Below are 22,888 nucleotides of genomic sequence, written 5' to 3' on the forward strand. Positions count from 1 at the left end.
TCTGAATACCGCATTGCCTCACGCAAATATCAGCAACCAAGGTGTGATTTTGGCGTTATAGCAGACGCGAAGCGAAGTCATGAAGCCGCCGCGTTTTTTTGGCAAACGGATGCGATGAAGGAGAAAAGAATGAAGAAGAATACCCCGGTCGTATCAGCCCAGTCAAATGGCCTTGAAAGCCAGATGACCCGACGTGGCGTCATGACCCTGTTTTCTGCAACGGCAGCTTTTGCAGCGCTTCAGCCCATGTCTGCGTTCGCGCAGGCGGATGCCACCGCGCAGAAAATCGCCAACCATTTTTCCTCCGTCAAAACCATGATGGGCGAGTTCGTGCAGTTCGGCCCGCGCGGTGAGCAGACCGGTGGAAAATTCTACATCGCCCGCCCCGGCAAGCTTCGCTTCAACTACGAAGACCCGTCGCCGATGCGTGTCATTTCCGACGGCAGAAACGTCGTCATCGGCAACAACAAGCTGAAGACCTGGGATCTGTACCCGCTGTCCAAGACGCCACTCAGCCTGCTTCTGGCCGACAAGATCGACCTTGGAAACCGCAAGGTTCGCGACGTGAAGGAAGAGTCTGATCTCACCACCATCGTTCTGGGTGATAAAAGCGTCTTCGGCGATTCCACCATCACGCTGATGTTCGACCCAAAAACCTTTGATCTGCGCCAGTGGACGACCACAGATGCACAGAACAAGGACACGACGGTCATGATTTTCAACGTCCAGACCGGCGTGGCCCTCGACGACAAGGTTTTCGCGATCAATTACGAGGAAGTCCGCAGCCGGGGCTGATCTCCGGGGTTCGACACCAGAAAACGATTCCCGTTTCTGCAGCGATGTTATAAGCCTGCCTCACCTTTCCAAAGGATGAGCGGAGCCGGACAGCATGACATTCTCGATAACCACCTGGAACATCAATTCGGTGCGCCTGCGCATGCCGATCGTGGAGCAGTTTCTGGTGCGTTACCAACCGGATGTCCTTTGCCTGCAGGAAACCAAATGCCCGAATGGTGAGTTTCCACTAAAGCCTCTTAAGGCCCTCGGATATGAGCACATCATTATTCACGGCCAGAAGGGCTATCACGGCGTTGCCATTGCATCGAAGCTCCCTCTAATCGAAGATCATCGGCAGGATTATTGCGGCATTGGAGATGCCCGTCACATTTCCGGCATCGTCCAGGTTGGCAACAGGCGCATTCGGCTTCACAATTTCTATGTTCCGGCAGGCGGCGACGAACCGGATCGCTCGATCAATCCCAAGTTCGGCCACAAGCTCGATTTCATCGAGGAAATGAAGGCTCTCAGCGCAGACAGCGTGCCGGGCACGTCGTCCATCCTCGTCGGTGACCTCAACATCGCTCCGCTCGAAAACGACGTCTGGTCGCACAAGCAGCTTCTGAAAATCGTCAGCCACACGCCAGTCGAGACGGAAGGTCTGCTGGACATCATGAAGAAGGGCAACTGGCTCGACCTGATGCGCCTGAACGTTCCCGACACCGAGAAAATCTACACCTGGTGGAGCTACCGCGCCAAGGACTGGGAAGCCGCCGATCGTGGTCGCCGCCTCGACCACATCTGGTCCTCTCAAGACCTCGGCCCATCGCTGGACCGCATCGACATCCTGCGCGAAGCCCGAGGCTGGAACCGACCGTCAGACCATGTCCCCGTGACGGCGCATTTCAAGTTCTAGGTCCGCAACTAGGAAGGAGACGATGCTATCTCATGCTTCGCGGCACGCGCAAGAAAGCCGGAACGTGTAAGGCCGTGGGCCTGCGCATAAGTATCGATCTCTTTCAATACATCTTCGGGAAGCGTGATATTCAATCGGATCGCCTTCTTGCTCTCGATTTTGACAGACACAAGAATGGCAACGGCGTCCCGATTGTCGGGATCCGCCATGATAGCATCCAGACTTGATGGTTCGGGAATAGCCTCTCCATCCTCCACCATTCCTTCAACATGAAGGGTAAGCGCCTCTTCGGCCATCTGCCTCGCGTCATCAAGATCGGAGCCGGCAGTCACGACACCGGCAAAATCCGGAAAGGAAACGCCGAAGTCACTGTCATCGTCCTTATGGATCAGTCCAATGTAGTTGCGCATGATGATTACCTCAGTTTCAAACCCGACTGCTTCTCGATGCTTTTGAGAGTGCCGACCGGTAAATCTCGTTTAGGATGAGGGACAGTCACGCGACCCGGCAGACTGGTATGCTTGAACTGGACGTGGCTACCCTTGGTGGCCACTTCATACCAACCCGCCGCTCTCAATGCAGATATCACGTCGCCACTTCGCATGTGTATAAATACACACAAATTTATCTTGATGTCAATTATCTTGGGGTCAGCCGCTGGAAATCCGCTCTACGAAAACCGCCCCTGCATGGCCGTCGCACCTGAAGACAGTGCTGCGATATTGTCTCTGATACGGGTCATGACGACGTCGGCCACGTCAGGGAATTCTTCGATCATGCGGTGGAAAAGAATACGGGTGATGCGGATGACTTCGGAATCCTCTGTCGCCACTGCTGTGTACTTGCGTTCGCACAGGGTGAAGAGCGCGAGTTCCGAAAGCAGGGTGCCAGCCGTGGTTTTCGCCTGGAGTTCTGCCTTGCTGCCGCGCCCGGTGGCGTAGAGATCGAAGCCGCCGCGGGCAATGACGAAGGCGCATTCGGCGGGCGAATGTTCTCTGAAAAGCGCTTGCCCCTCGGCAATCTTGCGGCGCTCGGCCCCGAATGCAATCAGCCGCAGCTGGTCATCGTTGAACCCCTGAAACAGAGGCACCTTGGCCAGAAGCTGGATGTCGTCGTTGAGTGCCATCGCGTTCGAAACCCTGAAATCGTGTCGCAGAAACGGTTTTCGAACAATGGCGCGGCCAAGACAAGGGCCGCACCACCAGATTTTCCGTTACGGCACAATCTTGTAGCCGCCATTCTCCGTCACGAGCAACTCGGCATTGGATGGATCGCGCTCGATTTTCTGGCGAAGGCGGTACACATGGGTCTCAAGCGTGTGGGTGGTGACACCGGAATTATAGCCCCAGACCTCTTCTAGCAGCACGTCGCGCGTCACGACCGCGCTTCCGGCGCGGTAGAGATAGCGGATAATTGCCGCTTCCTTTTCCGTCAGACGGATTTTCTTGCCGTCCTCGGTGGTCAGAAGCTTCTGGCTCGGCTTGAACTGATATGGCCCGACCGTGAACACGGCGTCTTCGCTCTGTTCGTACTGGCGCAACTGCGCACGGATCCGCGCCAGAAGAACCGCGAAGCGGAACGGCTTCGTCACATAATCATTCGCGCCAGCTTCCAAACCGAGAATCGTGTCGGAATCGGTGTCGTGCCCCGTCAGCATGATGATCGGCGATTTGAAGCCGTTCTTGCGCATCAGCTTCACGGCCTCGCGCCCATCCATGTCGGGTAGACCGACATCCATGATCAGCAAATCGACCTGCGTCGATTTTGCGGTCTGGATTGCAGCATTGGCGTTGGCTCCTGTCAGAAGCGAGAATTCGTCGTAGGGGGACAGTTGCTCGGCAAGTGTTTCACGCAGGTCGTCGTCGTCATCCACCAGAAGAAGTGTGCGGGCCGTCATGGGATATCTCAGCCTTTCCTTTTGTCGAGACACGTCGCGCAAATGTGTTTGCCGGTTAGAGCGGCGACATGCCTTTCGCTTTCATGAACCAATTCAGCGGTTTGACATCGCTACGTCAACCCTTGGTCATCACATAACGCGGTGCTATGACGTCACGTGGCACACCTGCAAAGCAAAATCTCGTGAGAACGATGCCAAAGAACGTGAAAAAAGCGCAGAATTCCCTGCCAAAAATCGTGGTTCGCCCCGCGCCGCGCCTCAAAAGCCGCGCGCTTGTGCAACTCGGTCATCTGGTTTTTCCGGCGGCAATCGGTCGCAATGGTCGCACGGCAATCAAACGCGAGAGCGACGGGAAGACCCCGATCACGACGATGAACCTGCTCTACGGTTTTCACCGTGGCGAGCGGACAGGCGCCATCAATACACCGCTTACGATGCATCGCATACGAAGAACCCTGCTATGGTGCGATGCCGCCTCTGACCCCAATTACAACAAGCTGGTGAAAGCGCCTTTCAAACCCAGCCATGAAGAACTACAACGGCAGGATGGGCTCTACGATGTCTGTCTGGTGCTGGATTGGAACATCACGTCGCGGCGGCGCAATCGGGGGTCGGCCATTTTCATGCACATGATCCGCCCCGGCTATGAACCGACCGCCGGATGCGTGGCGCTCCACCCCAGAGACATGCGCCGTATCCTGCCCTTTTTGCAAAAAGGCAGAAAGATCGAAGTTCGCTGACCGTATCAAACGTCAATAAAAGGCCGAAACGCGAGACGGGCTCCGGCCTTTCACATCAGCAATACACCTACGCCCAGTCGCGCACGTCAACGAAGTGGCCCGCAATGGCAGCGGCTGCAGCCATCGCCGGGGACACGAGATGCGTCCGGCCCTTGTGGCCCTGACGGCCCTCGAAGTTGCGGTTGGAAGTCGAAGCGCAGCGTTCGCCCGGACCCAGCCGATCATCGTTCATCGCCAGACACATGGAACAGCCCGGCTCGCGCCATTCGAAGCCTGCGTCGAGGAAAATCCTGTCGAGACCTTCCTTTTCCGCCTGCTCCTTCACCAGCCCGGAGCCGGGAACGATCATGGCCGATACGGTTGGCGCGACTTTGCGGCCTTCGACAACCTTCGCCGCCGCCCGCAAATCCTCGATGCGCCCATTGGTGCAGGAGCCGATAAACACGCGGTCGATGGCGATATCCGTGATCTTGGTGCCCGGCTTCAGGCCCATGTAATCAAGTGCGCGATACTTGGATGTACGCTTGTTTTCATCGGCAATCCCTTCCGGGTCGGGAACGATACCCTGTACGGAAACGACATCTTCCGGCGAAGAGCCCCAGGACACGATCGGCGGCAGATTGGCAGCGTCCAGCACCACAACCTTGTCGTAATGTGCTCCCTCGTCCGATTTCAGCGTCTTCCAGTAGGCGATGGCCTGCTCCAGTGTTTCGCCGGTCGGCGAACGTGGCTTGCCCTTGATATATTCAAAGGTCGTTTCGTCAGGCGCGATAAGGCCAGCGCGCGCACCGCCCTCGATGGTCATGTTGCAGACCGTCATGCGGCCTTCCATGGAGAGCGAGCGGATCGCCTCACCGGCAAATTCGATGACATGGCCCGTACCGCCAGCCGTGCCGATCTCGCCGATGATCGCCAGAATGACATCCTTGGCCGTCACACCGTTCGGTACCTTGCCATCCACACGCACCAGCATGTTCTTGGCCTTTTTCTGGATCAACGTCTGCGTTGCAAGAACATGCTCCACCTCGGACGTGCCGATGCCGTGCGCCAAGGCGCCGAAGGCACCGTGGGTCGACGTATGGCTGTCACCGCAAACGATAGTCATGCCGGGCAGCGTAAAGCCCTGCTCCGGCCCGACAATGTGGACGATGCCCTGCCGCTTGTCGCGCTCGGAATAATACTCGACGCCGAATTCCGCAGCATTGTGGGCAAGCGCTTCCACCTGAATGCGGCTTTCCTCGTTCTTGATCCCTTCAACACGGTCAGCCGTGGTCGGCACATTGTGGTCGACAACCGCCAGCGTGCGGGTTGGCGAGTGCACGGGACGACCGGCCATGCGCAAACCTTCAAAGGCCTGCGGGCTCGTCACCTCATGCACCAGGTGACGGTCGATGTAGAGAAGACAGGTTCCGTCGGGATCGCGGTTGATGACGTGGTCGTCCCAAATTTTATCATAGAGTGTGCGAGGATTGCTCATGGCGATATCCATTGAATGTGAAAGGAAAAGAAACGGGTTCGCAAAAAGGCTGACAGCCTGTGCGGGAAGCTGTCAGGCGAACGTAAGTCGACTGTTCAGCGCGCCGGAAATATGCGCGAAGAAGCGTGCCGGCAGACGCTTGTGATCCTGCAGCACGAAAACATTTTGCGCGAGACATCCGAATTTCGATCCCATGCCTCTCTCATAGCAGATCGGTTTTTTGTCGGCAATATCGTCTTCAGCCCGGAAATGGTCTCGAACAGGGCCCGAACTGCAAAGAGAAGGACGGCAAAATCAAGCCGAGGGATAAAATCACCGTTTCATGCGTTAGCACTTGCGCAATGCCCAGTTCACGGCGCAATAACGCATGCGTGAACGGCTTGGGGGTCTTCATCGTACAGCGGCTGCATGTCATTGCGGCTGAAGGGAGGATACATCTTGGTATCTGAAAAAGCACTCATTTCGAAAATCACGTGGCGGCTTATGCCGTTTCTCGGGCTTCTTTACCTCATTGCCTATATCGATCGCCAGAACGTCAGCTTCGCGAAGTTGCAGATGGTGGGCGATCTGGGTCTCAGCGAATATGCCTATGGCCTCGGCGCATCGCTGTTCTTCATCGGCTACTTCATCTTCGAAGTGCCCAGCAACCTGCTGCTCACGCGGTTCGGAGCCAGCCGCTGGTTTGCGCGCATCATCATTTCCTGGGGTCTGGTGACGATTGCGCTGGCCTATACCAGCAGCCAGACGATGTTCTACATTCTGCGCTTTCTGTTGGGTGCCTGCGAAGCAGGGTTCTTTCCCGGCGTTCTCTATCTGCTGACCCTTTGGTTCCCGCGCGATTATCGCGGACGGATGGTCGGGCTGTTCATGATCTTCAGCGCACTGGCCAATGCCGTAGGCGCTCCGCTGGGCGGCATGCTTCTCGATCTCGACGGTCTGTTCGGTTACGCGGGCTGGGAATGGGTGTTTCTCGCCACAGGCGTTCCGGCTGTCATCGCTGGTATCTTCACGATCTTCTATCTAGACGACACGCCTGAAAAGGCGACGTTCCTGAACCAGGAGGAAAAGGACTGGTTGAAGAACCGGATCGCCTCCGAAAACTCCGACATGGAAGAACATGCCGAAAACGGTTTTCGAGCGCTGATCAATCCGCAAGTCTTGTTCATGTCTCTGTGCTTCGTCGGCTTTCCGCTGGCCGCCTATGGCCTCAGCTACTGGCTACCGACCATCGTCAAGGGGTTCGGCGTTTCCAACACCACCAACGGCTTCATCAACATCATTCCATGGATCGTGGTCGCCGTTGCGCTCTACGTCATCCCAGCAGCTGCCGACCGTGCTGAAAACAAGACGCCTTACATTGTCGGTCCGGCTTTCATCGGCGCGTTCTGCCTGCTGATGTCGGCGCTGGTGACGATGCCAGTTCTGCAATTTGCATTCCTGTGCATTGCCGCGGCCGGTATTTTTGCGGGTCAGCCGGTGTTCTGGAGCCTGCCGGGCCGCTTCCTGAAGGGTGCCGGTGCCGCCGCTGGCCTTGCCGCCATCAACTCGGTCGGCAATCTCGGTGGCTTCGTTGCCCAGAACGTCGTTCCCTGGATCAAGGACCAGACGGGAAGCACCATCGCACCGATGTTCTTCCTCGCCGCCTGCCTCGCCGTCGCGGGCGTTCTGGTCATCATCGCCGGGCGCATGATTGCGGCACAAGCGGCCAAACAGGCTTCGATTCGGGCTTGAGATCAAAATCGAGGCCGGGACAATCCCGGCCTCTGTTCCTAGCCGATGTGCCTGTTGCGCATGGCTTTCTCGACACGCCGCAGGATCAGCGAAAGCCCTAACGTCAGAATCAGATAGATATAGGCGACGATGGAATAGGTTTCGAAAAACCGGAACGAACCGGCAGCATAGACTTTGCCCAGTTGCGTTATGTCCATCACGCCCAGAACCGATACCAGCGAACTGTCCTTCACCATCGATACGAAATCATTGGACAGCGGCGGGAACATCGTGCGGATCGCCTGCGGAAAAACGACGAGCCGGAACCGCTGGACCCGATTGAGACCAAGCGCCTTGGCCGCTTCCACTTGCCCCTGATCGACGGACTCGATCCCTGCCCGAAAAATCTCGGCTATGAAAGCGGCGTAGCAGATGGTCAGCGCCAGAATGGCACGCCATGTCAGCGAAAAATCGCGGACCAGCAGCGGCTCCACCCACCCGGCCTGCACCAGTGGTGACAACGCCCAGTTGAACAGGCTGACGATGGCCGGAGCGCCCACGAAAGCGATATAGAACAGCACCACGAGAATGGGTATACCGCGCACCGTCTCAACGTAGAAGCGGGCGAATTGGCGAAGGACGATGCTATCCGCCATGCCCATCAGCGCTATCGACAATCCCCACAGAGACGCCAGCGCGAAAGCCGCAAGGGTCACGAACACCGTCATGCCGACGCCGTTGATAACAGTGGTAAACACCTGCGCATAAACGCCGTTGACCGCAATGACGACCGCCAGGATGACACCGAGCGCGCCCAGCGCAACCAGCCACCACGGAAAATCCTCGGTCGCCGGGTGGCGATGGCGCGGGCTCATGGTCGCCACCGTTGAGAGGTGGAATTGGCTGGCTTACTGACCAAGCTTGTAGTCCAGAAACCACTTCTTATCGAGCCCAGCAAATGTGCCGTCAGCCTTCAGGGCCGCGATCGCTGCGTTTACAGGTGCGATCAGGTCGGAGCCCTTTTGAAAGATGAAGCCGAAATCGTCACCGCCCAGCGGACCACCGATCAGCTTCAACGTGCCGCCGGATGCATCGACATAGCCCTTGCCTGCAACGCCGTCGGTCAGCACCAGATCGACATCCCCTGCTTTCAACGCCTGCACCGTGGCACCGAATGTCTCCATCAGCTTCACACGCGGGTTCTGCTCGTTGCCATCGAGGATGTCATAGATCGCGGTGTAGAACGGGCTGGTGCCCGCCTGTGCACCGACAAGCCCTTTGTCGAAAGCCGCAAAGGTCTTTGCATCGGTGAAGCGGGTTTCGTCGGCACGAACCAGCATGAACATCTCAGAGCGCATGTAGGGATCGGAGAAGTCGACCTTTTCCTTACGGTCTTCCTTGATGCTGATACCCGTCATTCCCAGATCGTATTGCCCGGTAGACACGGCAGGGATCATCGCATCCCAGGACGCATTCTGGTACGAAACCTTGAAATTCAGCCGCTTGGCGATCTCGTTCATCGCATCATATTCCCAGCCGATGGCATTGCCCGATTTGGGATCGATGAATTGCAGCGGAGGATAGGCGTTCTCGGTGACTACGACCACCTCACGCCCCTTGAGGTCAGGCAGATCGGCTGCCGATGCAAGCATCGGTGACAGCAGCGTGGCGGCAATGGCGGTGATGAACGAACGTCTGAACAAGGAACTTCTCCTGCTGGCAACGCGGTGAAAATGGCACGGTTTTACAAGGCGAAGCAAGGCACGAGACTCGAAAGAAAACGACCCTGCCCTTCCATGTAAGGCCCCGGACAGACTGGGACCGCGGCTGATCAACCGATCAGCAACTCATCGTCATCGAGCTTCTGGCCGCGTATATTGCGGAACATCTCGATCAGGTCTTCCACCTGCAAGCCCTTGCGGCTTTCGCCCGACACATCGAGCACGATTTCGCCCGCATGCAGCATGATGGTCCGGTCGCCGTAGTCCAGCGCCTGTCGCATGGAGTGGGTCACCATCAAGGTCGTCAGCTTGCGCTCCTCGACGTTCTTGCGGGTCAGTTCCATCACGAACTCCGCCATACCAGGGTCCAGCGCTGCCGTATGCTCGTCCAGCAGCAGCACGTCCGAACCGGCAAGCGTCGCCATCACAAGCGAGACGGCCTGACGCTGGCCGCCCGACAGCAGGTCCATGCGGTCCTTCAGTCGGTTTTCAAGACCAAGGCCAAGCGAGGCGATCCGCTCCTTGAAGAAGGCACGGCGTCCACCACCCAGCGCTGGCAGCAGACCGCGCATCTTGCCGCGCGCGGCTGCCAGTGCCAGATTTTCCTCGATGCTGAGCGCGCCACAGCTTCCGGCAAGCGGGTCCTGAAACACGCGTGCGACCTGTCCGGCCCGGTTTGCCGTCGGCTTGCGGGTCACGTCCACGCCACCGATGGTTACCTTGCCTGCGGTCGGCAAAACATCGCCCGCGAGAACACCGAGAAGTGTCGATTTGCCCGCACCGTTGGAACCGATCACTGTGACGAAGGAGCCGTCCTCGATGGTAAGATCGATCTTGGCCAAGGCCTGCTTTTGCAACGGCGTGCCGCGACCGAAGATGACCTGAATATCGGACAGTGAAATCATGACGTGGCTCCTCCCCGGCGCAGGCGCGGCAGAATGAGTGCAACGGCGACCAGCACGGCGGTCACGAAATTGAGGTCGGATGCCTTGAGGCCCAGCGAATCGCTGGAAAGCGCCAACTGAATGGCAAGGCGATAGGCGATGGAGCCGAGAACGCAGCCGATCAGCGCGATCAGAATGCCGCGCGATCCGAACAGGGTCTCACCTATGATCACGGCGGCCAGTCCCACGACAATGGTACCGACACCGGATGTCACGTCGGCAAAGCCGTTCGTCTGGGCAAACAAAGCGCCACCCAGCGCCACCAGCGCATTGGAAATCGCCATGCCCAAATAGATCTGGTTGCCGGTCTTCACACCCTGCGCACGGGCCATGCGCGCATTCGCACCGGTGGCGCGCATGGCAAGGCCTGCATCGCTCTCCAGAAAACGCCAGACGAGAATGACGGCGACGACAACGAGAATACCGACAAACAGAGGCCGCAACAGATAGTCAGAGATGCCCAGTCCATAGAAAGGCTCAATCACCGTTTCCTGGTTTAGCAGCGCGACATTCGGCTTTCCCATCACCCGAAGGTTCACGGAAAACAGCGCGATCATCGTCAGAATCGAGGCGAGAAGATTGAGAATTTTAAAGCGGACATTCAACACCGCCGTCACCAGGCCTGCGCAAGCACCCGCAACCATGGCAATGCCCGTCGCAAGCCAGGGATTGAAGCCCGCCACGATCAACACCGCCGCCACGGCAGCACCCAGCGGAAACGACCCATCGACCGTCAGATCGGGAAAGTCGAGCACGCGAAATGCCAGATAAACGCCGATGGCGACAAAGGCAAAAACCAGCCCCAACTCGACGGCACCCCAGAAGGCGATTTGGCTCACGATAGAATTCCTTGGTTTGCCCTCCGATGTTAGGTGGGCTGCGATTGAAACAGTCATAGACTGCCAGTCGTGCCGCCAACCTCTCTTCCGTCATGCTCGGGCTTGTGTGGAGGACGGAAGAGAGTGAGGCGAACTTAGTCGATAACCTTCGTCGCGCGCTTCGTCACGCCCTCAGGGAACGTCACGCCGGCCTTTTCAGCAGCCTTCTTGTTCAAGACGAGATCGGTACCAACGGCAACGGTCGCAGGAATATCGCCCGGCTTTTCACCTTTAAGAATACGAACAACAACCGCGCCTGTTTGCTTGCCCACGTCGAAATAGTTGAAGCCCAGCGCTGCAACAGCGCCACGCGCAACGGAATCAGTATCGGCAGCAAACAGTGGAATCTTGGCTTCAGAGGCGACGCCAGCGGCAGCTTCGAAGGCGGACACGATGGTGTTGTCGGTCGGTACGTAAATCACATCGGCCTTGCCCACCAGTGCGCGGGTCGCGCCCTGCACTTCGGCAGACTTGGTGGCAACGGATTCGACGACCTTGAGACCGGCCTTCTCGGCCTCGACCTTCAAAAGCTCCAGCGTCGAGACGGAATTGGCTTCAGCGGAGTTGTAGATGTAGCCGATGGTCTTGGCGTTGGGCGTGATTTCCTTGATGAGCGCCAGATGCTCATTGACCGGTAGCGCATCCGAAAGACCCGTGACGTTGCGGCCCGGCTTTTCCATGGACTTGATCAGCTGCGCGCCGACCGGGTCCGAGACTGCAGTGAAGACGATAGGAATGTCGCGGGTCGCAGCAACGACGGCCTGCGCGGAGGGTGTCGAGATCGGCACGATGACATTAGGTGCGTCACCGACGAACTGGCGAGCGATCTGCGAGGCGGTGCCGGGATTGCCCTGCGCGGACTGATAGACGAATTTCAGGTTCTCGCCTTCCTTGTATCCAGCCTCGGCAAGCGCCGCCTTGACGCCATCGCGGGCGGCATCGAGGGCGGGATGTTCGACGATGGCGGTAACGGCCACCGTCACGTCTTGCGCCTTTGCGGGCAAAGCCAGGGCAGATGCGGCGGCGAGCGCCAGAACGAGTGCGCGCATGGGTAATTCCTCCGATTGTTTCGCTTTTCTGCCCCTCTTTAAGAAAGCGTCAAAACGAAATCAATCGCGCAAGGCTGAAGTCAACGATCAATTCTTGTTCTGAATCAGTCGTCAGCGCCGTGATTGGCAATCATCATGGCTTCGAAAGCCATACGCTCGGTCTTACGCATGCGTTCCGATTCCGACTTCAACTGGCCACAGGCGGCCAGAATATCACGCCCGCGCGGCGTGCGGATCGGCGAAGCATAACCCGCATGATTGATAAAATCTGCAAACTTCTCGATCTGCGCCCAGTCGGAGCATTGGTAATTGGTGCCCGGCCACGGGTTGAACGGAATGAGATTGATCTTGGCCGGAACGCCCTTCAAAAGCTGCGTCAGCATCTTGGCGTCTTCCAGACTGTCATTGACGTCCTTCAGCATCACATATTCGAAGGTGATGCGCCGCGCATTCGACACGCCCGGATAGTTGCGGCAGGCTTCGATCAGCTCTTTCAGCGGATATTTCTTGTTGATCGGCACCAGCATGTCGCGCAGCTCGTCGCGCACCGCATGCAAGGAGATCGCCAGCATCACGCCGATTTCATCGCCCGTGCGGAAAATTTCCGGCACCACGCCCGATGTGGACAGCGTCACGCGGCGCTTGGAGAGCGACAGGCCGTCACCATCCGTCGCAATCAGCAACGCGGTTTTCACATGCTCAAAATTATAAAGCGGCTCACCCATGCCCATCATGACGATGTTAGAGACCTTGCGGCCCTCGGCTGGCATGATCGTGCCCTGTGGTGCTTCGCGATCGGGAAAATCACCCAATCGATCCCGCGCGACCAGAAGTTGAGCCAGAATTTCCTCTGCCGTGAGGTTGCGCACCAGCCGTTGGGTGCCGGTGTGACAGAACGAACAGGTCAGCGAACAGCCGACCTGGCTTGAAATGCACAGCGTGCCGCGGCCTTCTTCGGGAATATAGACCGTTTCGATCTCGACCGGACGACCTGCACCGCGCGGCGGAAAGCGCATCAGCCACTTGCGCGTGCCATCGTTCGAGACCTGTTCTTCGACGATCTCGGGACGGGCGATAGTGAAATGGCTTTTCAGCTTTTCGCGCAGGTCCTTGGCCACATTGGTCATGTGGTCGAAATCGGAGACGCCACGCACATAGAGCCAGTTCCACAACTGGCTGACGCGCATCTTGGCCTGCTTCTGCGGCACGCCGACATCCAGCAGCGCATCGGCCATCTCTTCCCGCGTCAGGCCAATCAGCGATGGCTTGTCGGTCATCAGGTCTTTATTGGCCACCATCGGTGTCTTGATCGCCAGACCGGCAGTCGCTTCCAGTACGGACATCGTCTTATCCCATCAGCCATTGCAGAGCGAAACCGGCCCGAAAAGCGAGGCGGAACATCATCTGCATGTTGAGAAAAAATCAAAGGCGAGGCGCTTTTGCGCATACACCTGTTTTTGTTGCCGCGCCTTTAGCATCAAAACCGCCAAAACGCAAATGGCCGGTCCAAGACCGGCCATCCGTCAATCCCGTGGAAATGGATTACTTGCAGCGCTCGATCTGCTTCAGCGCCGCTGAAATACCCGAAAGCGAATAGGAGTAGGATGTTGCCGTACCACGACCCGATGTCGCCTTGACGGTCATGGACTTGCCAACCTTCATCGCCGCTACGAGTGCAGGCTCTTCCGCCGCGTTCTCGACCCAGGCCGCCTTGTCCTTCGTGAACATTACGAAGTTTTTGTTGTCGATGGTCACGTTGACCTTGGAGCCCTCGCGAAGGGAATATCCCACCATGGCCTGTGGCTCGTAGGAAATATTCTGGCCTGGGCGCTGCGAGACGATGAAGAAGATATCGCCGTGATCAACGCTAGCCGGCTCCTTCGCCGTCGGAATCGAAAGAACATAGCAAACGGTGCTGTTACCCGATTTGTACGAATAGGCACCCCATGCGTTGAACTGCTGGATGCGCGTGGGCGACTGTGCAGAGGCTACATTGATGCTGGCCAGCAAAATGGCGACTGCGGTTGCTACACTTCTTACAAACATAGAATTTCCTGCCGGGTTATTGTCTTCCAGTTGGCCGAACGGCTACGCCGGGCCTGTGCTAGGTGAAGTCCGTCATCTTGATATTGGCTAAAGATCGGTTACCAAACCGTCAACACCAACGCTAAAATTCGAAATTTGCGTCGGAGTGTAACAGATAGGCGTCTCCCAGCGCCAGCGAAGCAAGCGTCAAACGCGCTTGCGCCATCAGCACTGACACAAGAATTCAGGCAAGAATTTGTCGGCACCCGCAAGGGTCGCAAAGGTGCCATCACAGAGCCGTTACTCGGCCTTCAACGCTTCCAAAGCGGCATCGGCCGCGTCGTAGTGTTCCATGGTAATATGGGCTCGCACCATGGCGAGCGCCGCGGTCAGAACGGCAATGTCGTCGGTAAAGCCGATGACGGCAAACACGTCGGGTACGACATCCATGGGCATGATGAAATAGCCCAGGGCTGCGAATAGCACACCCTTGGCACGAAACGGTGTTTTCGGGTCGGTCGCGCAATAATAGGCCGCGACAGCATCGCGTGCGAACGGCACCTTGCTCATCACCCGCTTCATCTTCGGCCAGAATTTGGCGCGGACCTGATCTTCACGCTCCTCCTGCCTGTCGGGCTCGCCCGGCAACAGGATTTCACCAATTTTCACGTCATCCATGGTCGTGTGTCCTTTGGTCATGGACATGTATATAAGCGCAGAGTTCGCCCGTTCAATCGCTTCGCCCCGCAGCCGCCTTCTGCATGGCGCTCGCCAGCAGGAAATCCCGCTCGGTAATTCCTTGCGAATCATGCGTCGTGAGACACACCTTGACGCGCGAATAGACATTCGACCATTCGGGATGATGGTTCAGCTTCTCCGCAGCCAGCGCCGATTCCGCCATGAAACCAAACGCCTCCCCAAAGCTTGCAAATTTGAATGCTCTGATGATCGCAAGCCCGTCTTCGCGCAAGGACCAGCCTTCGAGCTTGGCCAGTTCACTGTCGATGGCATCTCTGTCGAGTTTCGGATATTTCATGGATGTCATCCTTTTCATTGGCTATGGTTTTCATGAAACGCACAGCGGTCCTTTTTGTTTGCATGGGAAATATCTGCCGGTCGCCATTGGCGCAGGGCATCTTCTCCCATCTGCTTCAGCAGCGAAACCTAGAGCAGCATTTCCGTGTTGATTCGGCGGGAACGGATGGCTGGCACGCAGGTGCTCCACCTGATCCACGCTCCGTCGCCATAGCCGGGCACCACGGCATCGACATATCAGGACAAAAAGCCCGCCAGTTCCAAATCGATGACGCCGAGACATTCGACATCATCCTCGCCATGGACGAGGACAATCTGGCGAAGCTTAGGGCGCGCTGCCCTCAACACCACCTGTACAAGCTGCACCTGTTTTCCGATTTCGCCCACGGTCGCCGCCACAACGTCCCCGACCCCTATTACGGAGGTGAAGAGGGTTTCGGGACTGTTTACACCATGCTCTTGGCAGGCTGCATGTCCATGCTGGAGAAATTGGACACCGGCCAAGCCTCGCTCAACGGGAATGCCTCTTCGACGATATAGGGACCGCCACCGACCGATTCCTTCGACGACATCAGCACGAAACGACCGATCGTGAAGGGCGACGTGCGAAAGTCACCGCGTCCTGAAAGGTAGTGCACCACATCATCCAGCCGTGAGTTCCGCAGCCGCGCCAAGGTAACATGCGGCGTGAATTTGCGCGGGTCCGGCGGCAGGCCCAGCCGCTGGCAGATGCGCTCGACTTCGCCCTGCAACGCCGTCATCTCAGCAGATGGAGAGACACCTGCCCAGATGGAGTGCGGTTTCTTGGACCCGAACGATCCGATCCCGGTAAGGTTGACCTGAAATTCAGGTCTGTCGATCCGGTCGAGCCTGTTGACGACTTCGTCAGCGGTCCGGTTATCGATGTCGCCGATAAAACGCAGGGTGATGTGATAATTCTCCACATCGATCCACCGGGCACCCGGCAGACCACCGCGCAACAATGAGAGGCTCATCGCCGCATTGCGCGGAATTTCGAGGGCGGTAAACAGTCTCGGCATGGCGAGCTCCCCGAATCTTTTGGCAGAACAAGTGTAGCGAATCATGCAACGCTGCCGGGCGCAAGCGCTTATTTTTTTTGCGCACCGATAGTCTTAACAAAGGCTTCGACCGTGGGCAGGGATTTCTCCACCATCACGGCTATGCCCTTTGTATTGGGATGCATTCTGTCTTCCAGTTGCAGGGCCTGATCCAGAACGACCCCATCCAAAAAGAAGGGGTAGAGCGGCAAGCCATGCTTTTGCGCAAGGCGGGGATAAATCCCGTTGAAGCGTTCGGCGAAATCACCACCCATATTGGGCGGCGCCATGATGCCGATCAGCAGAATCGGGATATTGCGTTTTTGCAGACCGGTGATGATCGCCTCGAGGTTCTTCTCCGTCTCATCGGGCGAGGTGCCGCGCAGCGCATCGTTGGCACCCAGCTCCAGAATGACGCCATTGGTTCCGTCAGGCACGGACCATTCCGCCCGCGCCAGCCCTCCAGCGCTCGTATCGCCAGAAACACCTGCGTTGGTAATGGCGACGTTGACGCCCTTGGCCTTCAACGCCGTCTCCAGTTGCGCGGTATAGCTGTCGGTTGGCGGCAGCTGATAACCGGCCATCAGGCTGTCACCCAGACCCACCAGTTGCACGGGCTTGTCCTGCGCCTGCGCGGCGGTCACGCCAAGAGCGGTGGCGCAGATGACGATGATTTGAGCGACGACGGCTTTAAAATGCATGACGGCCTTCCTAATTTGACAGGCAGTGACAGGACTTTCAAATTTTCCAGACTGCCCTTCTTCTTCATATAGGAACGCGAATTGTGACGAAAAGCATCATTGAGCTGAATAAGGCCGATCTCACTCTGGGCAGTGCCGCCGCTTCCGTTCACGTTCTTAAAAAAATCGACCTGATGGTCAGCGAAGGCGAAGCTGTCGGCATTGTTGGGCCTTCAGGCTCCGGAAAATCCACGCTTTTGATGGTTCTGGCCGGTTTGGAGCGGCTGGATAGTGGCGAGATCACAATTGCGGGAACAGGGCTTCATAAGCTCGGCGAAGACGCGCTTGCGGAATTTCGCGGCAAGAATATCGGTATCGTCTTTCAGTCCTTCCACCTGATCGCGAATATGACTGCGCTCGAAAACGTCGCCGTTCCCCTGGAGCTCGCCAACACCCCCAACGCCTTCGACATTGCCAAGAAAGAGTTGGTTGCGGTCGGGCTGGGAGAGCGGCTGAACCATTATCCCGGTCAACTCTCAGGCGGCGAACAGCAGCGGGTGGCCATTGCGCGCGCCCTTGCGCCAGCACCCGCCGTGCTGATCGCCGACGAACCCACCGGCAATCTCGATACCGATACTGGCAAGCAGATCGCCGATCTGTTGTTTGCCAAACAGGCCGAGCGCGGCATGACCATGATCCTCGTCACCCACGATATCTCACTCGCTGCCCGCTGCTCGCGCCAGATCAAGGTCCGCTCCGGCACGATCGAGGGCGATAGCGCAGCACGGGTCGAAAAGCAGGCGGTTTCAGCATGATCGGCGCCCTACCCTCGGCGCTCAACATCCGCAATGCCCTGCGCCTGGCTCGACGGGAAATTCGGGGCGGGCTTGGCGGATTCTACATCTTTCTTGCCTGCATCGCACTCGGCACCGGTGCTATCGCGGCGGTCAATTCCGTCTCGCGTGCAGTGACCAGCTCCATCGCCACGCAGGGCCAATCCATTCTGGCGGGCGATGTCCGTTTCGAATTGCGAAACCGCGAAGCCTCTGCCGATGAGCGCGCCTATATGGACGGGCTCGGTCAGGTCGCCGTTTCTACCGGGCTACGCTCCATGGCACGCCTTGCCGATGGGTCGCAGCAGACGCTTGCCGAGGTCAAGGCCGTCGATGGCGACTATCCGCTCTACGGCACATTCGAGGCGGAACCTGCAGAACCTCTCCAGCAACTGCTAGCCAAACAGGGCGAAGCCTATGGCGCGGTCGCGGCACCGCTGCTTCTGGAAAGGCTGGGCATCAAGATCGGCGACGAACTGCTTCTCGGCAATGTCCGCCTCAAGCTCTCCGGCACCGTCGTGACCGAGCCGGATGCGCTTTCCGATGGCTTCGGCTTTGCCCCGCGCCTGATGATCAGCCGCGACGCGCTTTTCGCCTCCGGCCTCGTTCAGACCGGCAGCCTCGTCGAGCACGCCTACAAGATCCGCCTCAACGACCCGTCGAAACGGTCAACGATCACCGCAGATACCAATGAGGAACTGCCCAACGCCGGATGGTCTATCCGCACCAGCGACCGCGCCGCGCCGTCGCTGACGGAAAACGTCAACCGCTTCTCGCAGTTCCTGACCCTCGTCGGCCTGACAGCCCTGATCGTCGGTGGTGTCGGCGTCGCCAATGCGGTGCGCGCCTTTCTGGATTCCAAGCGTACGACCATTGCCTCTCTCAAATGCCTCGGCGCGCCCGCAAGCGTCGTCACCATGACCTATCTGTTTCAGATCGCCTTCATTGCCTGCATCGGCATTATCGTCGGGCTGACGCTTGGTGCCATCGCGCCCTTGGTTGCCATGCGCTTCCTTGAAGGTGTGCTTCCCGTGCCGGACGAGCTTGCCTTTTATCCCGGCGCGCTTGGCCTTGCCGCCATCTTCGGCCTGTTGACAACGCTGGCCTTCGCCGTTCTGCCGCTTGGGCAGGCGCGCGAAGTGCCCGCGACGGCACTCTTCCGCGAACAGGGGTTTGAAGAAAGCCGCCTGCCGTCCTGGCCCTATCTTCTCACCACAGCGCTGCTGCTGGCGGCACTTGCCGGTCTGGCGATCTTCTCCGCCGAGGAACGCTTCATTGCCTCCGTCTTCCTCGGGGCTGTCGCGTTCGCCTTCGTTGTGCTCAGGCTCGTGGCCTGGGGCATCAAGGCGCTGGCGAAGCGAAGCCCGCGGGTTCATTCAGCGGCCCTGCGTCTTGCCATCGGCAACATCCACCGCCCCGGCGCTCTCACCCCATCCGTCGTCCTGTCGCTGGGTCTCGGCCTCACCCTGCTCGTCACTCTGACGCTGATCGATGGAAATCTGCGTCGCGAGTTGACCGGCAGTCTACCGGAACGCGCGCCGAATTTCTTCTTCGTGGACATTCAAAGCGCAGACCGCGACGGTTTTCGCAGCTTGGTCGCCGAGCAGGCACCGGAAGGTGTGCTGACGGAGGTGCCAATGCTGCGTGGCCGCATTCTGGCGCTCAACGGGCAGGATGTGACGAAAATGGAGGTGCCCGCCGCAGGTCGCTGGGTGCTGCGCGGAGATCGTGGCATCACCTATTCGCAGGATCAGCCCGAAAACGCCAAACTCTCGCAGGGCACCTGGTGGGACAAGGATTACAGCGGCGAACCGCTTGTGTCCTTCGCCAGCCGCGAGGCGGGCGAACTGGGCCTGAAGATCGGCGACAGCGTCACCATCAACGTGCTGGGCCGTAACATCACGGCAAAGATCGCCAACCTGCGCGATGTGCAATGGGAATCGCTATCGCTCAATTTCGTCATGGTGTTTTCACCCAACACCTTCCGGGGCGCGCCGCATGCCTGGCTGGCAACGCTCTCGGATCCATCCGCCACACCCGCCAAGGAAGGCGAAATCCTGCGCAGCGTGACCAACGCCTACCCGACGATCACGACTGTGCGGGTCAAGGATGCACTGGATGTGGTCAACCGCCTCGTCGGCCAGCTCGCTACCGCCATTCGCGCCGCCGCAGCCGTCGCGCTCATCGCATCCGTTCTCGTGCTCGCTGGTGCTTTGGCTGCGGGAAATCGCGCGCGCACCCACGACGCCGTTATTCTCAAGACCCTCGGCGGCACCCGCGCCATGCTCATCCGGGCCTTTTCCTATGAGTATATGATGCTGGGTCTGGCAACGGCGATCTTTGCGCTTCTCGCAGGCGGAGCTTCGGCATGGTTCGTTATCGCCCGCATCATGAAACTTCCGTCGAGCTTCCTGCCGGATGTAGCGATTGCGACCATCGTCATCGCACTTGTCATGACCGTCGGCATCGGCCTCATCGGAACATGGCGCATTCTGGGACAGAAAGCTGCACCCGTTCTTCGGCAGGCGGACGAGTGATCTGAAAAGTTGTGCGCCACTTAACTTTAACGTTTAATCGCAAACAACGATCTCTAAAATGTTATCGCTTTTCGCGCATATGGTGTTTTTTCGTTTTTTGAAGCTCTTGTAACTGAAACGGGATACCCTCATATTCTTCGTTAGGCTTGCTGTAGCTCCGCAGCGGCGCCTGGGATATAGTCGCATCGACGGTCATATCCCGACACCGTAGAAATTTCGGAGCTCAAAAGAGGAAACAATGGCTGACTTCAACAACTACCAGAACCGCGTGGCTCAAGGTCGTGCCCAGTCTGGTGCAATGATCGATGAAGGTCTTCGCACCTATATGGTCAAGGTTTATAACCTGATGGCCGTTGGTCTCGCGATTACAGGTTTCGCAGCATTTTTCACATCGATGCTCGCAACCACGAATGATCCTGCGGCAGCGGTCGCGACGATGGGTAACGGCACGATGCTCACCAGCATTGGTGCAGCACTGTACGGCTCGCCTCTGCGCTGGGTTGTCATGCTGGCTCCGCTGGGACTGGTGTTCTTCCTTAGCTTCCGCATTCAGAAGATGAGCGTTCCGGCGGCACAGGCGACCTTCTGGGGTTACGCCGCGCTGATGGGTCTCTCCCTGTCGTCGATCTTCCTGGTCTATACCGGCCAGAGCATCGTGCAGACGTTCTTCATCACCGCCGCCTCCTTCGGTGCGCTGTCGCTTTACGGCTACACGACGAAGAAGGACCTGTCGGGCATGGGTTCGTTCCTGATCATGGGTCTGTTCGGCCTGATCATCGCGTCCGTGGTCAACATCTTCCTGCAGTCGTCCGCAATGGGCTTCGCGATCTCCGCCATCGGCGTGCTGATCTTCGCTGGCCTGACCGCCTACGACACGCAGAAGATCAAGGAAATGTACTTCGACGGTGATGACGTGGCCACGGCTGGTCGTAAGGCCATCATGGGTGCGCTGACACTCTACCTCGACTTCATCAACCTCTTCATGTTCCTGTTGCAGTTCCTTGGTAACCGCGACAAGTAACATCGATCAGGTTCGAATAGAAAAAGGCGGCTCACAGGCCGCCTTTTTTATTATCTGTGATTTTCAGAAGCTCGCGCCAATCAGTCGATCAGCTTCAGCGCCTTGTCGAACACTTTCAGCACCTGCGGCAATTCATGCCCGCGCTTGAGAATACGTCCATCCACATTGATAACGCTGAAAGCGCCCTGCTTGGCGGCCAGCTTCGGGTTCTTTTCGATCCGATACAAAGGCATTTCGCCAGAGCGTTTAAACACGGAAAAGACCGCCTTGTCCTTCAGGTGGTCGATGGCATAGTCCCGCCACTCCCCCTCGCCCACCATGCGTCCATAGATGCGCAGAATGGCATCAAGCTCGCGGCGGTGAAATGTGATGGGAAGAGCATCCTTGCTCTGTTTGTACTCTCTGAGATCAACGACAGATGAGCTGTCTCTATGAGATGAACCTGCACGCTGCAAATCCGGCTGATCGGTCATCAGGCAACCTCGCTCAACTGCAAATGACATTTCCAAGACAGTCTGCCGCCGCCCATCAAAAATTGCAAGCCTCGCATTCCCACAGCTATCGACCCTATCGGAAGCACAGCACTGTCACGGAAAAACGCGCGCAGCGGTAATCATTTGGGCAGAGCATACATCTGAAATTGCCCTATTTCGGTCAAACCATGGCCCGAATTGGATGGAATATTGCTGAAGTCAATTGATGCCTAGGCACCAAGATGACCCGGTCCGGTGCATTGACCCTTTACCCCCAGCCCCCAATGCCCGGATCGGATCTCCGCTTTTTCAAGCCGAGCCCCTATTCTCCCGAAGTCAGAAGAACGCTCGCGCCGATAATGGCAGCTGGATTTCCCTGTCCATCCGTGGTCTGCAACAGCACCGCGCATCCGCCGTCCTTGGACTTACTCATAATGCTGGCGGGAAGTTTGACCGTCATGGATTTCCCATCCCACATGCCCACGGTCTGCACGTCATAGACGCTGTGCCAGTAGGAAATCTTCTTTCCCTGATTATCGCCCTTCTGAACATCGACGATCTGTTCACGCTTGAAATAGGCGACGACCACGTCGGCCTTGCCTTTGCCCTCACCGATATCGATGGCGATTTCATCGCCAACATGCTGCGTTTTGACCGGTACGCTCAGACCTTCACCCGCCTGCTTGAACGCATCCAGGCGACTGTAGATCGCCTGCATGTCGGCGCCCTTGACGTGGTCGCGGCCATTGACCACAGCCTGTGGGGTATAGACGTTGTTGCGACCCAGGGCGCGCGCATAGCCATATTGCCGCTCGGTATTTTCTTTCGATGCCAGCGAGTCTGCCCAGCCCAGATAGTTCCAGTAATCGACGTGATAGGAGAGACCGACGACGTCACCCTTCTGGATCAGCTTGCGCAGTGCCTCGTCCGCAGGCGGGCAGGATGCGCAGCCTTGCGAGGTAAACAGCTCGACCACGCCTTTCAACTGCTCCTGCGCCTGCGCGGATACCGCAGCAAGAGCGCCGAAGACGCACAGCGAAAGACCGAATGTGAGTGGCCCGTGTTTCAGAGACATTGCAAGAACCTTTGTCTGGACGCCTATCCAGACCATTGATGC

General features: G+C 57.9%; 26 protein-coding genes. 8 read left to right on the forward strand and 18 right to left on the reverse strand.

From position 1 onward, the window contains the following. The first annotated feature begins 129 nt into the window (after positions 1–129). Together HRR99_RS13995 and HRR99_RS14000 are read left to right on the forward strand one after the other, a co-directional pair. Positions 130–795 carry an outer membrane lipoprotein carrier protein LolA gene (locus HRR99_RS13995; RefSeq protein WP_233122158.1) on the forward strand — a complete coding sequence of 222 codons (666 nt, stop codon included), beginning with the start codon at positions 130–132 and terminating at the stop codon, positions 793–795. Positions 796–889: 94 nt separating this feature from the next. Then, positions 890–1,693, forward strand: a complete 804-nt coding sequence (locus tag HRR99_RS14000) for an exodeoxyribonuclease III (protein WP_233122159.1) — start codon at positions 890–892, stop codon at positions 1,691–1,693. A gap of 8 nt (positions 1,694–1,701) precedes the next feature. Here HRR99_RS14000 and HRR99_RS14005 read toward each other — a convergent pair whose 3' ends face one another. From HRR99_RS14005 to HRR99_RS14020, 4 genes are all read right to left on the reverse strand, one after another. After that, positions 1,702–2,103: a type II toxin-antitoxin system HicB family antitoxin gene (locus tag HRR99_RS14005; protein WP_233122160.1), complete on the reverse strand. Its 402-nt coding sequence runs from the start codon at positions 2,101–2,103 to the stop codon at positions 1,702–1,704. Positions 2,104–2,108: 5 nt separating this feature from the next. Continuing rightward, positions 2,109–2,297: a type II toxin-antitoxin system HicA family toxin gene (locus HRR99_RS14010; protein WP_111840494.1), complete on the reverse strand. Its 189-nt coding sequence runs from the start codon at positions 2,295–2,297 to the stop codon at positions 2,109–2,111. A gap of 66 nt (positions 2,298–2,363) precedes the next feature. Beyond that, positions 2,364–2,819, reverse strand: coding sequence for a cyclic nucleotide-binding domain-containing protein (locus tag HRR99_RS14015; protein WP_233122161.1), 456 nt, complete (start codon positions 2,817–2,819; stop codon positions 2,364–2,366). 87 nt (positions 2,820–2,906) lie between these two features. Next, positions 2,907–3,590 carry a response regulator transcription factor gene (locus HRR99_RS14020; RefSeq protein WP_112499003.1) on the reverse strand — a complete coding sequence of 228 codons (684 nt, stop codon included), beginning with the start codon at positions 3,588–3,590 and terminating at the stop codon, positions 2,907–2,909. Between the two features lie 191 nt (positions 3,591–3,781). Here HRR99_RS14020 and HRR99_RS14025 point away from each other — a divergent pair, with 191 nt between their 5' ends. Beyond that, positions 3,782–4,330, forward strand: a complete 549-nt coding sequence (locus tag HRR99_RS14025; RefSeq protein ID WP_233122162.1) for a L,D-transpeptidase family protein — start codon at positions 3,782–3,784, stop codon at positions 4,328–4,330. Between the two features lie 67 nt (positions 4,331–4,397). On the opposite strand, the gene leuC is transcribed toward HRR99_RS14025, so the two are convergent. Next, the gene (gene leuC / locus HRR99_RS14030) at positions 4,398–5,807 is read right to left on the reverse strand and encodes a 3-isopropylmalate dehydratase large subunit (RefSeq protein WP_233122163.1); all 1,410 of its coding nucleotides are present in this window, start codon (positions 5,805–5,807) and stop codon (positions 4,398–4,400) included. Between the two features lie 438 nt (positions 5,808–6,245). Here leuC and HRR99_RS14035 point away from each other — a divergent pair, with 438 nt between their 5' ends. Further along, complete coding sequence (locus HRR99_RS14035; protein WP_233122164.1) at positions 6,246–7,538, forward strand: MFS transporter; 1,293 nt, start codon at positions 6,246–6,248, stop codon at positions 7,536–7,538. A 38-nt stretch (positions 7,539–7,576) separates the two neighbouring features. On the opposite strand, the gene HRR99_RS14040 is transcribed toward HRR99_RS14035, so the two are convergent. From HRR99_RS14040 to HRR99_RS14080, 9 genes are all read right to left on the reverse strand, one after another. Further along, positions 7,577–8,392 (reverse strand): amino acid ABC transporter permease, encoded by an 816-nt coding sequence (locus HRR99_RS14040; protein ID WP_233122165.1) that lies wholly within the window; start codon positions 8,390–8,392, stop codon positions 7,577–7,579. Between the two features lie 33 nt (positions 8,393–8,425). Then, positions 8,426–9,169, reverse strand: a complete 744-nt coding sequence (locus tag HRR99_RS14045; protein WP_233123513.1) for a transporter substrate-binding domain-containing protein — start codon at positions 9,167–9,169, stop codon at positions 8,426–8,428. 179 nt (positions 9,170–9,348) lie between these two features. Next, on the reverse strand, positions 9,349–10,143 hold the full coding sequence (locus HRR99_RS14050) for an ABC transporter ATP-binding protein (protein ID WP_233122166.1): 795 nt from the start codon (positions 10,141–10,143) through the stop codon (positions 9,349–9,351). Continuing rightward, a complete protein-coding gene (locus HRR99_RS14055) occupies positions 10,140–11,021 on the reverse strand; it encodes an ABC transporter permease (protein ID WP_233122167.1) in 882 nt (293 codons plus the stop codon). Before HRR99_RS14055 ends, HRR99_RS14050 begins: the two co-directional genes overlap by 4 nt. A 134-nt stretch (positions 11,022–11,155) precedes the next feature. Next, the gene (locus HRR99_RS14060) at positions 11,156–12,109 is read right to left on the reverse strand and encodes an ABC transporter substrate-binding protein (protein WP_233122168.1); all 954 of its coding nucleotides are present in this window, start codon (positions 12,107–12,109) and stop codon (positions 11,156–11,158) included. Positions 12,110–12,213: 104 nt separating this feature from the next. Continuing rightward, a complete protein-coding gene (rlmN, locus tag HRR99_RS14065) occupies positions 12,214–13,407 on the reverse strand; it encodes a dual-specificity RNA methyltransferase RlmN (protein ID WP_233123514.1) in 1,194 nt (397 codons plus the stop codon). Between the two features lie 244 nt (positions 13,408–13,651). Then, positions 13,652–14,155, reverse strand: coding sequence for an invasion associated locus B family protein (locus HRR99_RS14070; protein WP_111840504.1), 504 nt, complete (start codon positions 14,153–14,155; stop codon positions 13,652–13,654). 279 nt (positions 14,156–14,434) lie between these two features. Then, positions 14,435–14,812 carry a YkvA family protein gene (locus tag HRR99_RS14075; protein WP_111840545.1) on the reverse strand — a complete coding sequence of 126 codons (378 nt, stop codon included), beginning with the start codon at positions 14,810–14,812 and terminating at the stop codon, positions 14,435–14,437. 52 nt (positions 14,813–14,864) lie between these two features. Continuing rightward, positions 14,865–15,170, reverse strand: coding sequence for a 4a-hydroxytetrahydrobiopterin dehydratase (locus tag HRR99_RS14080; RefSeq protein WP_111840505.1), 306 nt, complete (start codon positions 15,168–15,170; stop codon positions 14,865–14,867). A 32-nt stretch (positions 15,171–15,202) separates the two neighbouring features. On the opposite strand from HRR99_RS14080, the gene HRR99_RS14085 reads away from it, so the two are divergent. Beyond that, the gene (locus HRR99_RS14085) at positions 15,203–15,709 is read left to right on the forward strand and encodes a low molecular weight protein-tyrosine-phosphatase (protein WP_233122169.1); all 507 of its coding nucleotides are present in this window, start codon (positions 15,203–15,205) and stop codon (positions 15,707–15,709) included. On the opposite strand, the gene thpR is transcribed toward HRR99_RS14085, so the two are convergent. Together thpR and HRR99_RS14095 are read right to left on the reverse strand one after the other, a co-directional pair. Further along, the gene (thpR, locus tag HRR99_RS14090; protein ID WP_233122170.1) at positions 15,616–16,209 is read right to left on the reverse strand and encodes an RNA 2',3'-cyclic phosphodiesterase; all 594 of its coding nucleotides are present in this window, start codon (positions 16,207–16,209) and stop codon (positions 15,616–15,618) included. The genes HRR99_RS14085 and thpR overlap by 94 nt on opposite strands. A 68-nt stretch (positions 16,210–16,277) precedes the next feature. Continuing rightward, positions 16,278–16,928, reverse strand: coding sequence for an arylesterase (locus HRR99_RS14095; RefSeq protein WP_233122171.1), 651 nt, complete (start codon positions 16,926–16,928; stop codon positions 16,278–16,280). An 83-nt stretch (positions 16,929–17,011) separates the two neighbouring features. Here HRR99_RS14095 and HRR99_RS14100 point away from each other — a divergent pair, with 83 nt between their 5' ends. The 3 genes from HRR99_RS14100 (at position 17,012) to HRR99_RS14110 (ending at position 21,298) form a co-directional block, all read left to right on the forward strand. Continuing rightward, complete coding sequence (locus HRR99_RS14100) at positions 17,012–17,722, forward strand: ABC transporter ATP-binding protein (protein WP_233122172.1); 711 nt, start codon at positions 17,012–17,014, stop codon at positions 17,720–17,722. After that, positions 17,719–20,277, forward strand: a complete 2,559-nt coding sequence (locus tag HRR99_RS14105; protein WP_233122173.1) for an ABC transporter permease — start codon at positions 17,719–17,721, stop codon at positions 20,275–20,277. Before HRR99_RS14100 ends, HRR99_RS14105 begins: the two co-directional genes overlap by 4 nt. A 238-nt stretch (positions 20,278–20,515) precedes the next feature. Then, positions 20,516–21,298, forward strand: a complete 783-nt coding sequence (locus tag HRR99_RS14110) for a Bax inhibitor-1/YccA family protein (protein ID WP_111840510.1) — start codon at positions 20,516–20,518, stop codon at positions 21,296–21,298. Between the two features lie 80 nt (positions 21,299–21,378). On the opposite strand, the gene HRR99_RS14115 is transcribed toward HRR99_RS14110, so the two are convergent. Together HRR99_RS14115 and HRR99_RS14120 are read right to left on the reverse strand one after the other, a co-directional pair. Further along, on the reverse strand, positions 21,379–21,771 hold the full coding sequence (locus HRR99_RS14115; protein WP_233122174.1) for a DUF2794 domain-containing protein: 393 nt from the start codon (positions 21,769–21,771) through the stop codon (positions 21,379–21,381). Between the two features lie 322 nt (positions 21,772–22,093). Continuing rightward, complete coding sequence (locus tag HRR99_RS14120; RefSeq protein ID WP_111840546.1) at positions 22,094–22,846, reverse strand: DUF1223 domain-containing protein; 753 nt, start codon at positions 22,844–22,846, stop codon at positions 22,094–22,096. Between the last annotated feature and the right edge of the window lie 42 nt (positions 22,847–22,888).

The organism is Agrobacterium vaccinii (genome assembly GCF_021310995.1).
GTDB classification, from domain to species: domain Bacteria; phylum Pseudomonadota; class Alphaproteobacteria; order Rhizobiales; family Rhizobiaceae; genus Agrobacterium; species Agrobacterium vaccinii.

Coding starts and splice junctions, on each gene's coding strand:
- HRR99_RS13995 (WP_233122158.1), top strand. CDS start 130: ATGAAGAAGAATACCCCGGTCGTATCAGCCCAGTCAAATGGCCTTGAA.
- HRR99_RS14000 (WP_233122159.1), top strand. CDS start 890: ATGACATTCTCGATAACCACCTGGAACATCAATTCGGTGCGCCTGCGC.
- HRR99_RS14005 (WP_233122160.1), bottom strand. CDS start 2,103: ATGCGCAACTACATTGGACTGATCCATAAGGACGATGACAGTGACTTC.
- HRR99_RS14010 (WP_111840494.1), bottom strand. CDS start 2,297: ATGCGAAGTGGCGACGTGATATCTGCATTGAGAGCGGCGGGTTGGTAT.
- HRR99_RS14015 (WP_233122161.1), bottom strand. CDS start 2,819: ATGGCACTCAACGACGACATCCAGCTTCTGGCCAAGGTGCCTCTGTTT.
- HRR99_RS14020 (WP_112499003.1), bottom strand. CDS start 3,590: ATGACGGCCCGCACACTTCTTCTGGTGGATGACGACGACGACCTGCGT.
- HRR99_RS14025 (WP_233122162.1), top strand. CDS start 3,782: ATGCCAAAGAACGTGAAAAAAGCGCAGAATTCCCTGCCAAAAATCGTG.
- leuC (WP_233122163.1), bottom strand. CDS start 5,807: ATGAGCAATCCTCGCACACTCTATGATAAAATTTGGGACGACCACGTC.
- HRR99_RS14040 (WP_233122165.1), bottom strand. CDS start 8,392: ATGAGCCCGCGCCATCGCCACCCGGCGACCGAGGATTTTCCGTGGTGG.
- HRR99_RS14045 (WP_233123513.1), bottom strand. CDS start 9,169: ATGCTTGCATCGGCAGCCGATCTGCCTGACCTCAAGGGGCGTGAGGTG.
- HRR99_RS14050 (WP_233122166.1), bottom strand. CDS start 10,143: ATGATTTCACTGTCCGATATTCAGGTCATCTTCGGTCGCGGCACGCCG.
- HRR99_RS14060 (WP_233122168.1), bottom strand. CDS start 12,109: ATGCGCGCACTCGTTCTGGCGCTCGCCGCCGCATCTGCCCTGGCTTTG.
- rlmN (WP_233123514.1), bottom strand. CDS start 13,407: ATGGTGGCCAATAAAGACCTGATGACCGACAAGCCATCGCTGATTGGC.
- HRR99_RS14070 (WP_111840504.1), bottom strand. CDS start 14,155: ATGTTTGTAAGAAGTGTAGCAACCGCAGTCGCCATTTTGCTGGCCAGC.
- HRR99_RS14075 (WP_111840545.1), bottom strand. CDS start 14,812: ATGGATGACGTGAAAATTGGTGAAATCCTGTTGCCGGGCGAGCCCGAC.
- HRR99_RS14080 (WP_111840505.1), bottom strand. CDS start 15,170: ATGAAATATCCGAAACTCGACAGAGATGCCATCGACAGTGAACTGGCC.
- HRR99_RS14085 (WP_233122169.1), top strand. CDS start 15,203: ATGAAACGCACAGCGGTCCTTTTTGTTTGCATGGGAAATATCTGCCGG.
- thpR (WP_233122170.1), bottom strand. CDS start 16,209: ATGCCGAGACTGTTTACCGCCCTCGAAATTCCGCGCAATGCGGCGATG.
- HRR99_RS14095 (WP_233122171.1), bottom strand. CDS start 16,928: ATGCATTTTAAAGCCGTCGTCGCTCAAATCATCGTCATCTGCGCCACC.
- HRR99_RS14105 (WP_233122173.1), top strand. CDS start 17,719: ATGATCGGCGCCCTACCCTCGGCGCTCAACATCCGCAATGCCCTGCGC.
- HRR99_RS14110 (WP_111840510.1), top strand. CDS start 20,516: ATGGCTGACTTCAACAACTACCAGAACCGCGTGGCTCAAGGTCGTGCC.
- HRR99_RS14115 (WP_233122174.1), bottom strand. CDS start 21,771: ATGACCGATCAGCCGGATTTGCAGCGTGCAGGTTCATCTCATAGAGAC.
- HRR99_RS14120 (WP_111840546.1), bottom strand. CDS start 22,846: ATGTCTCTGAAACACGGGCCACTCACATTCGGTCTTTCGCTGTGCGTC.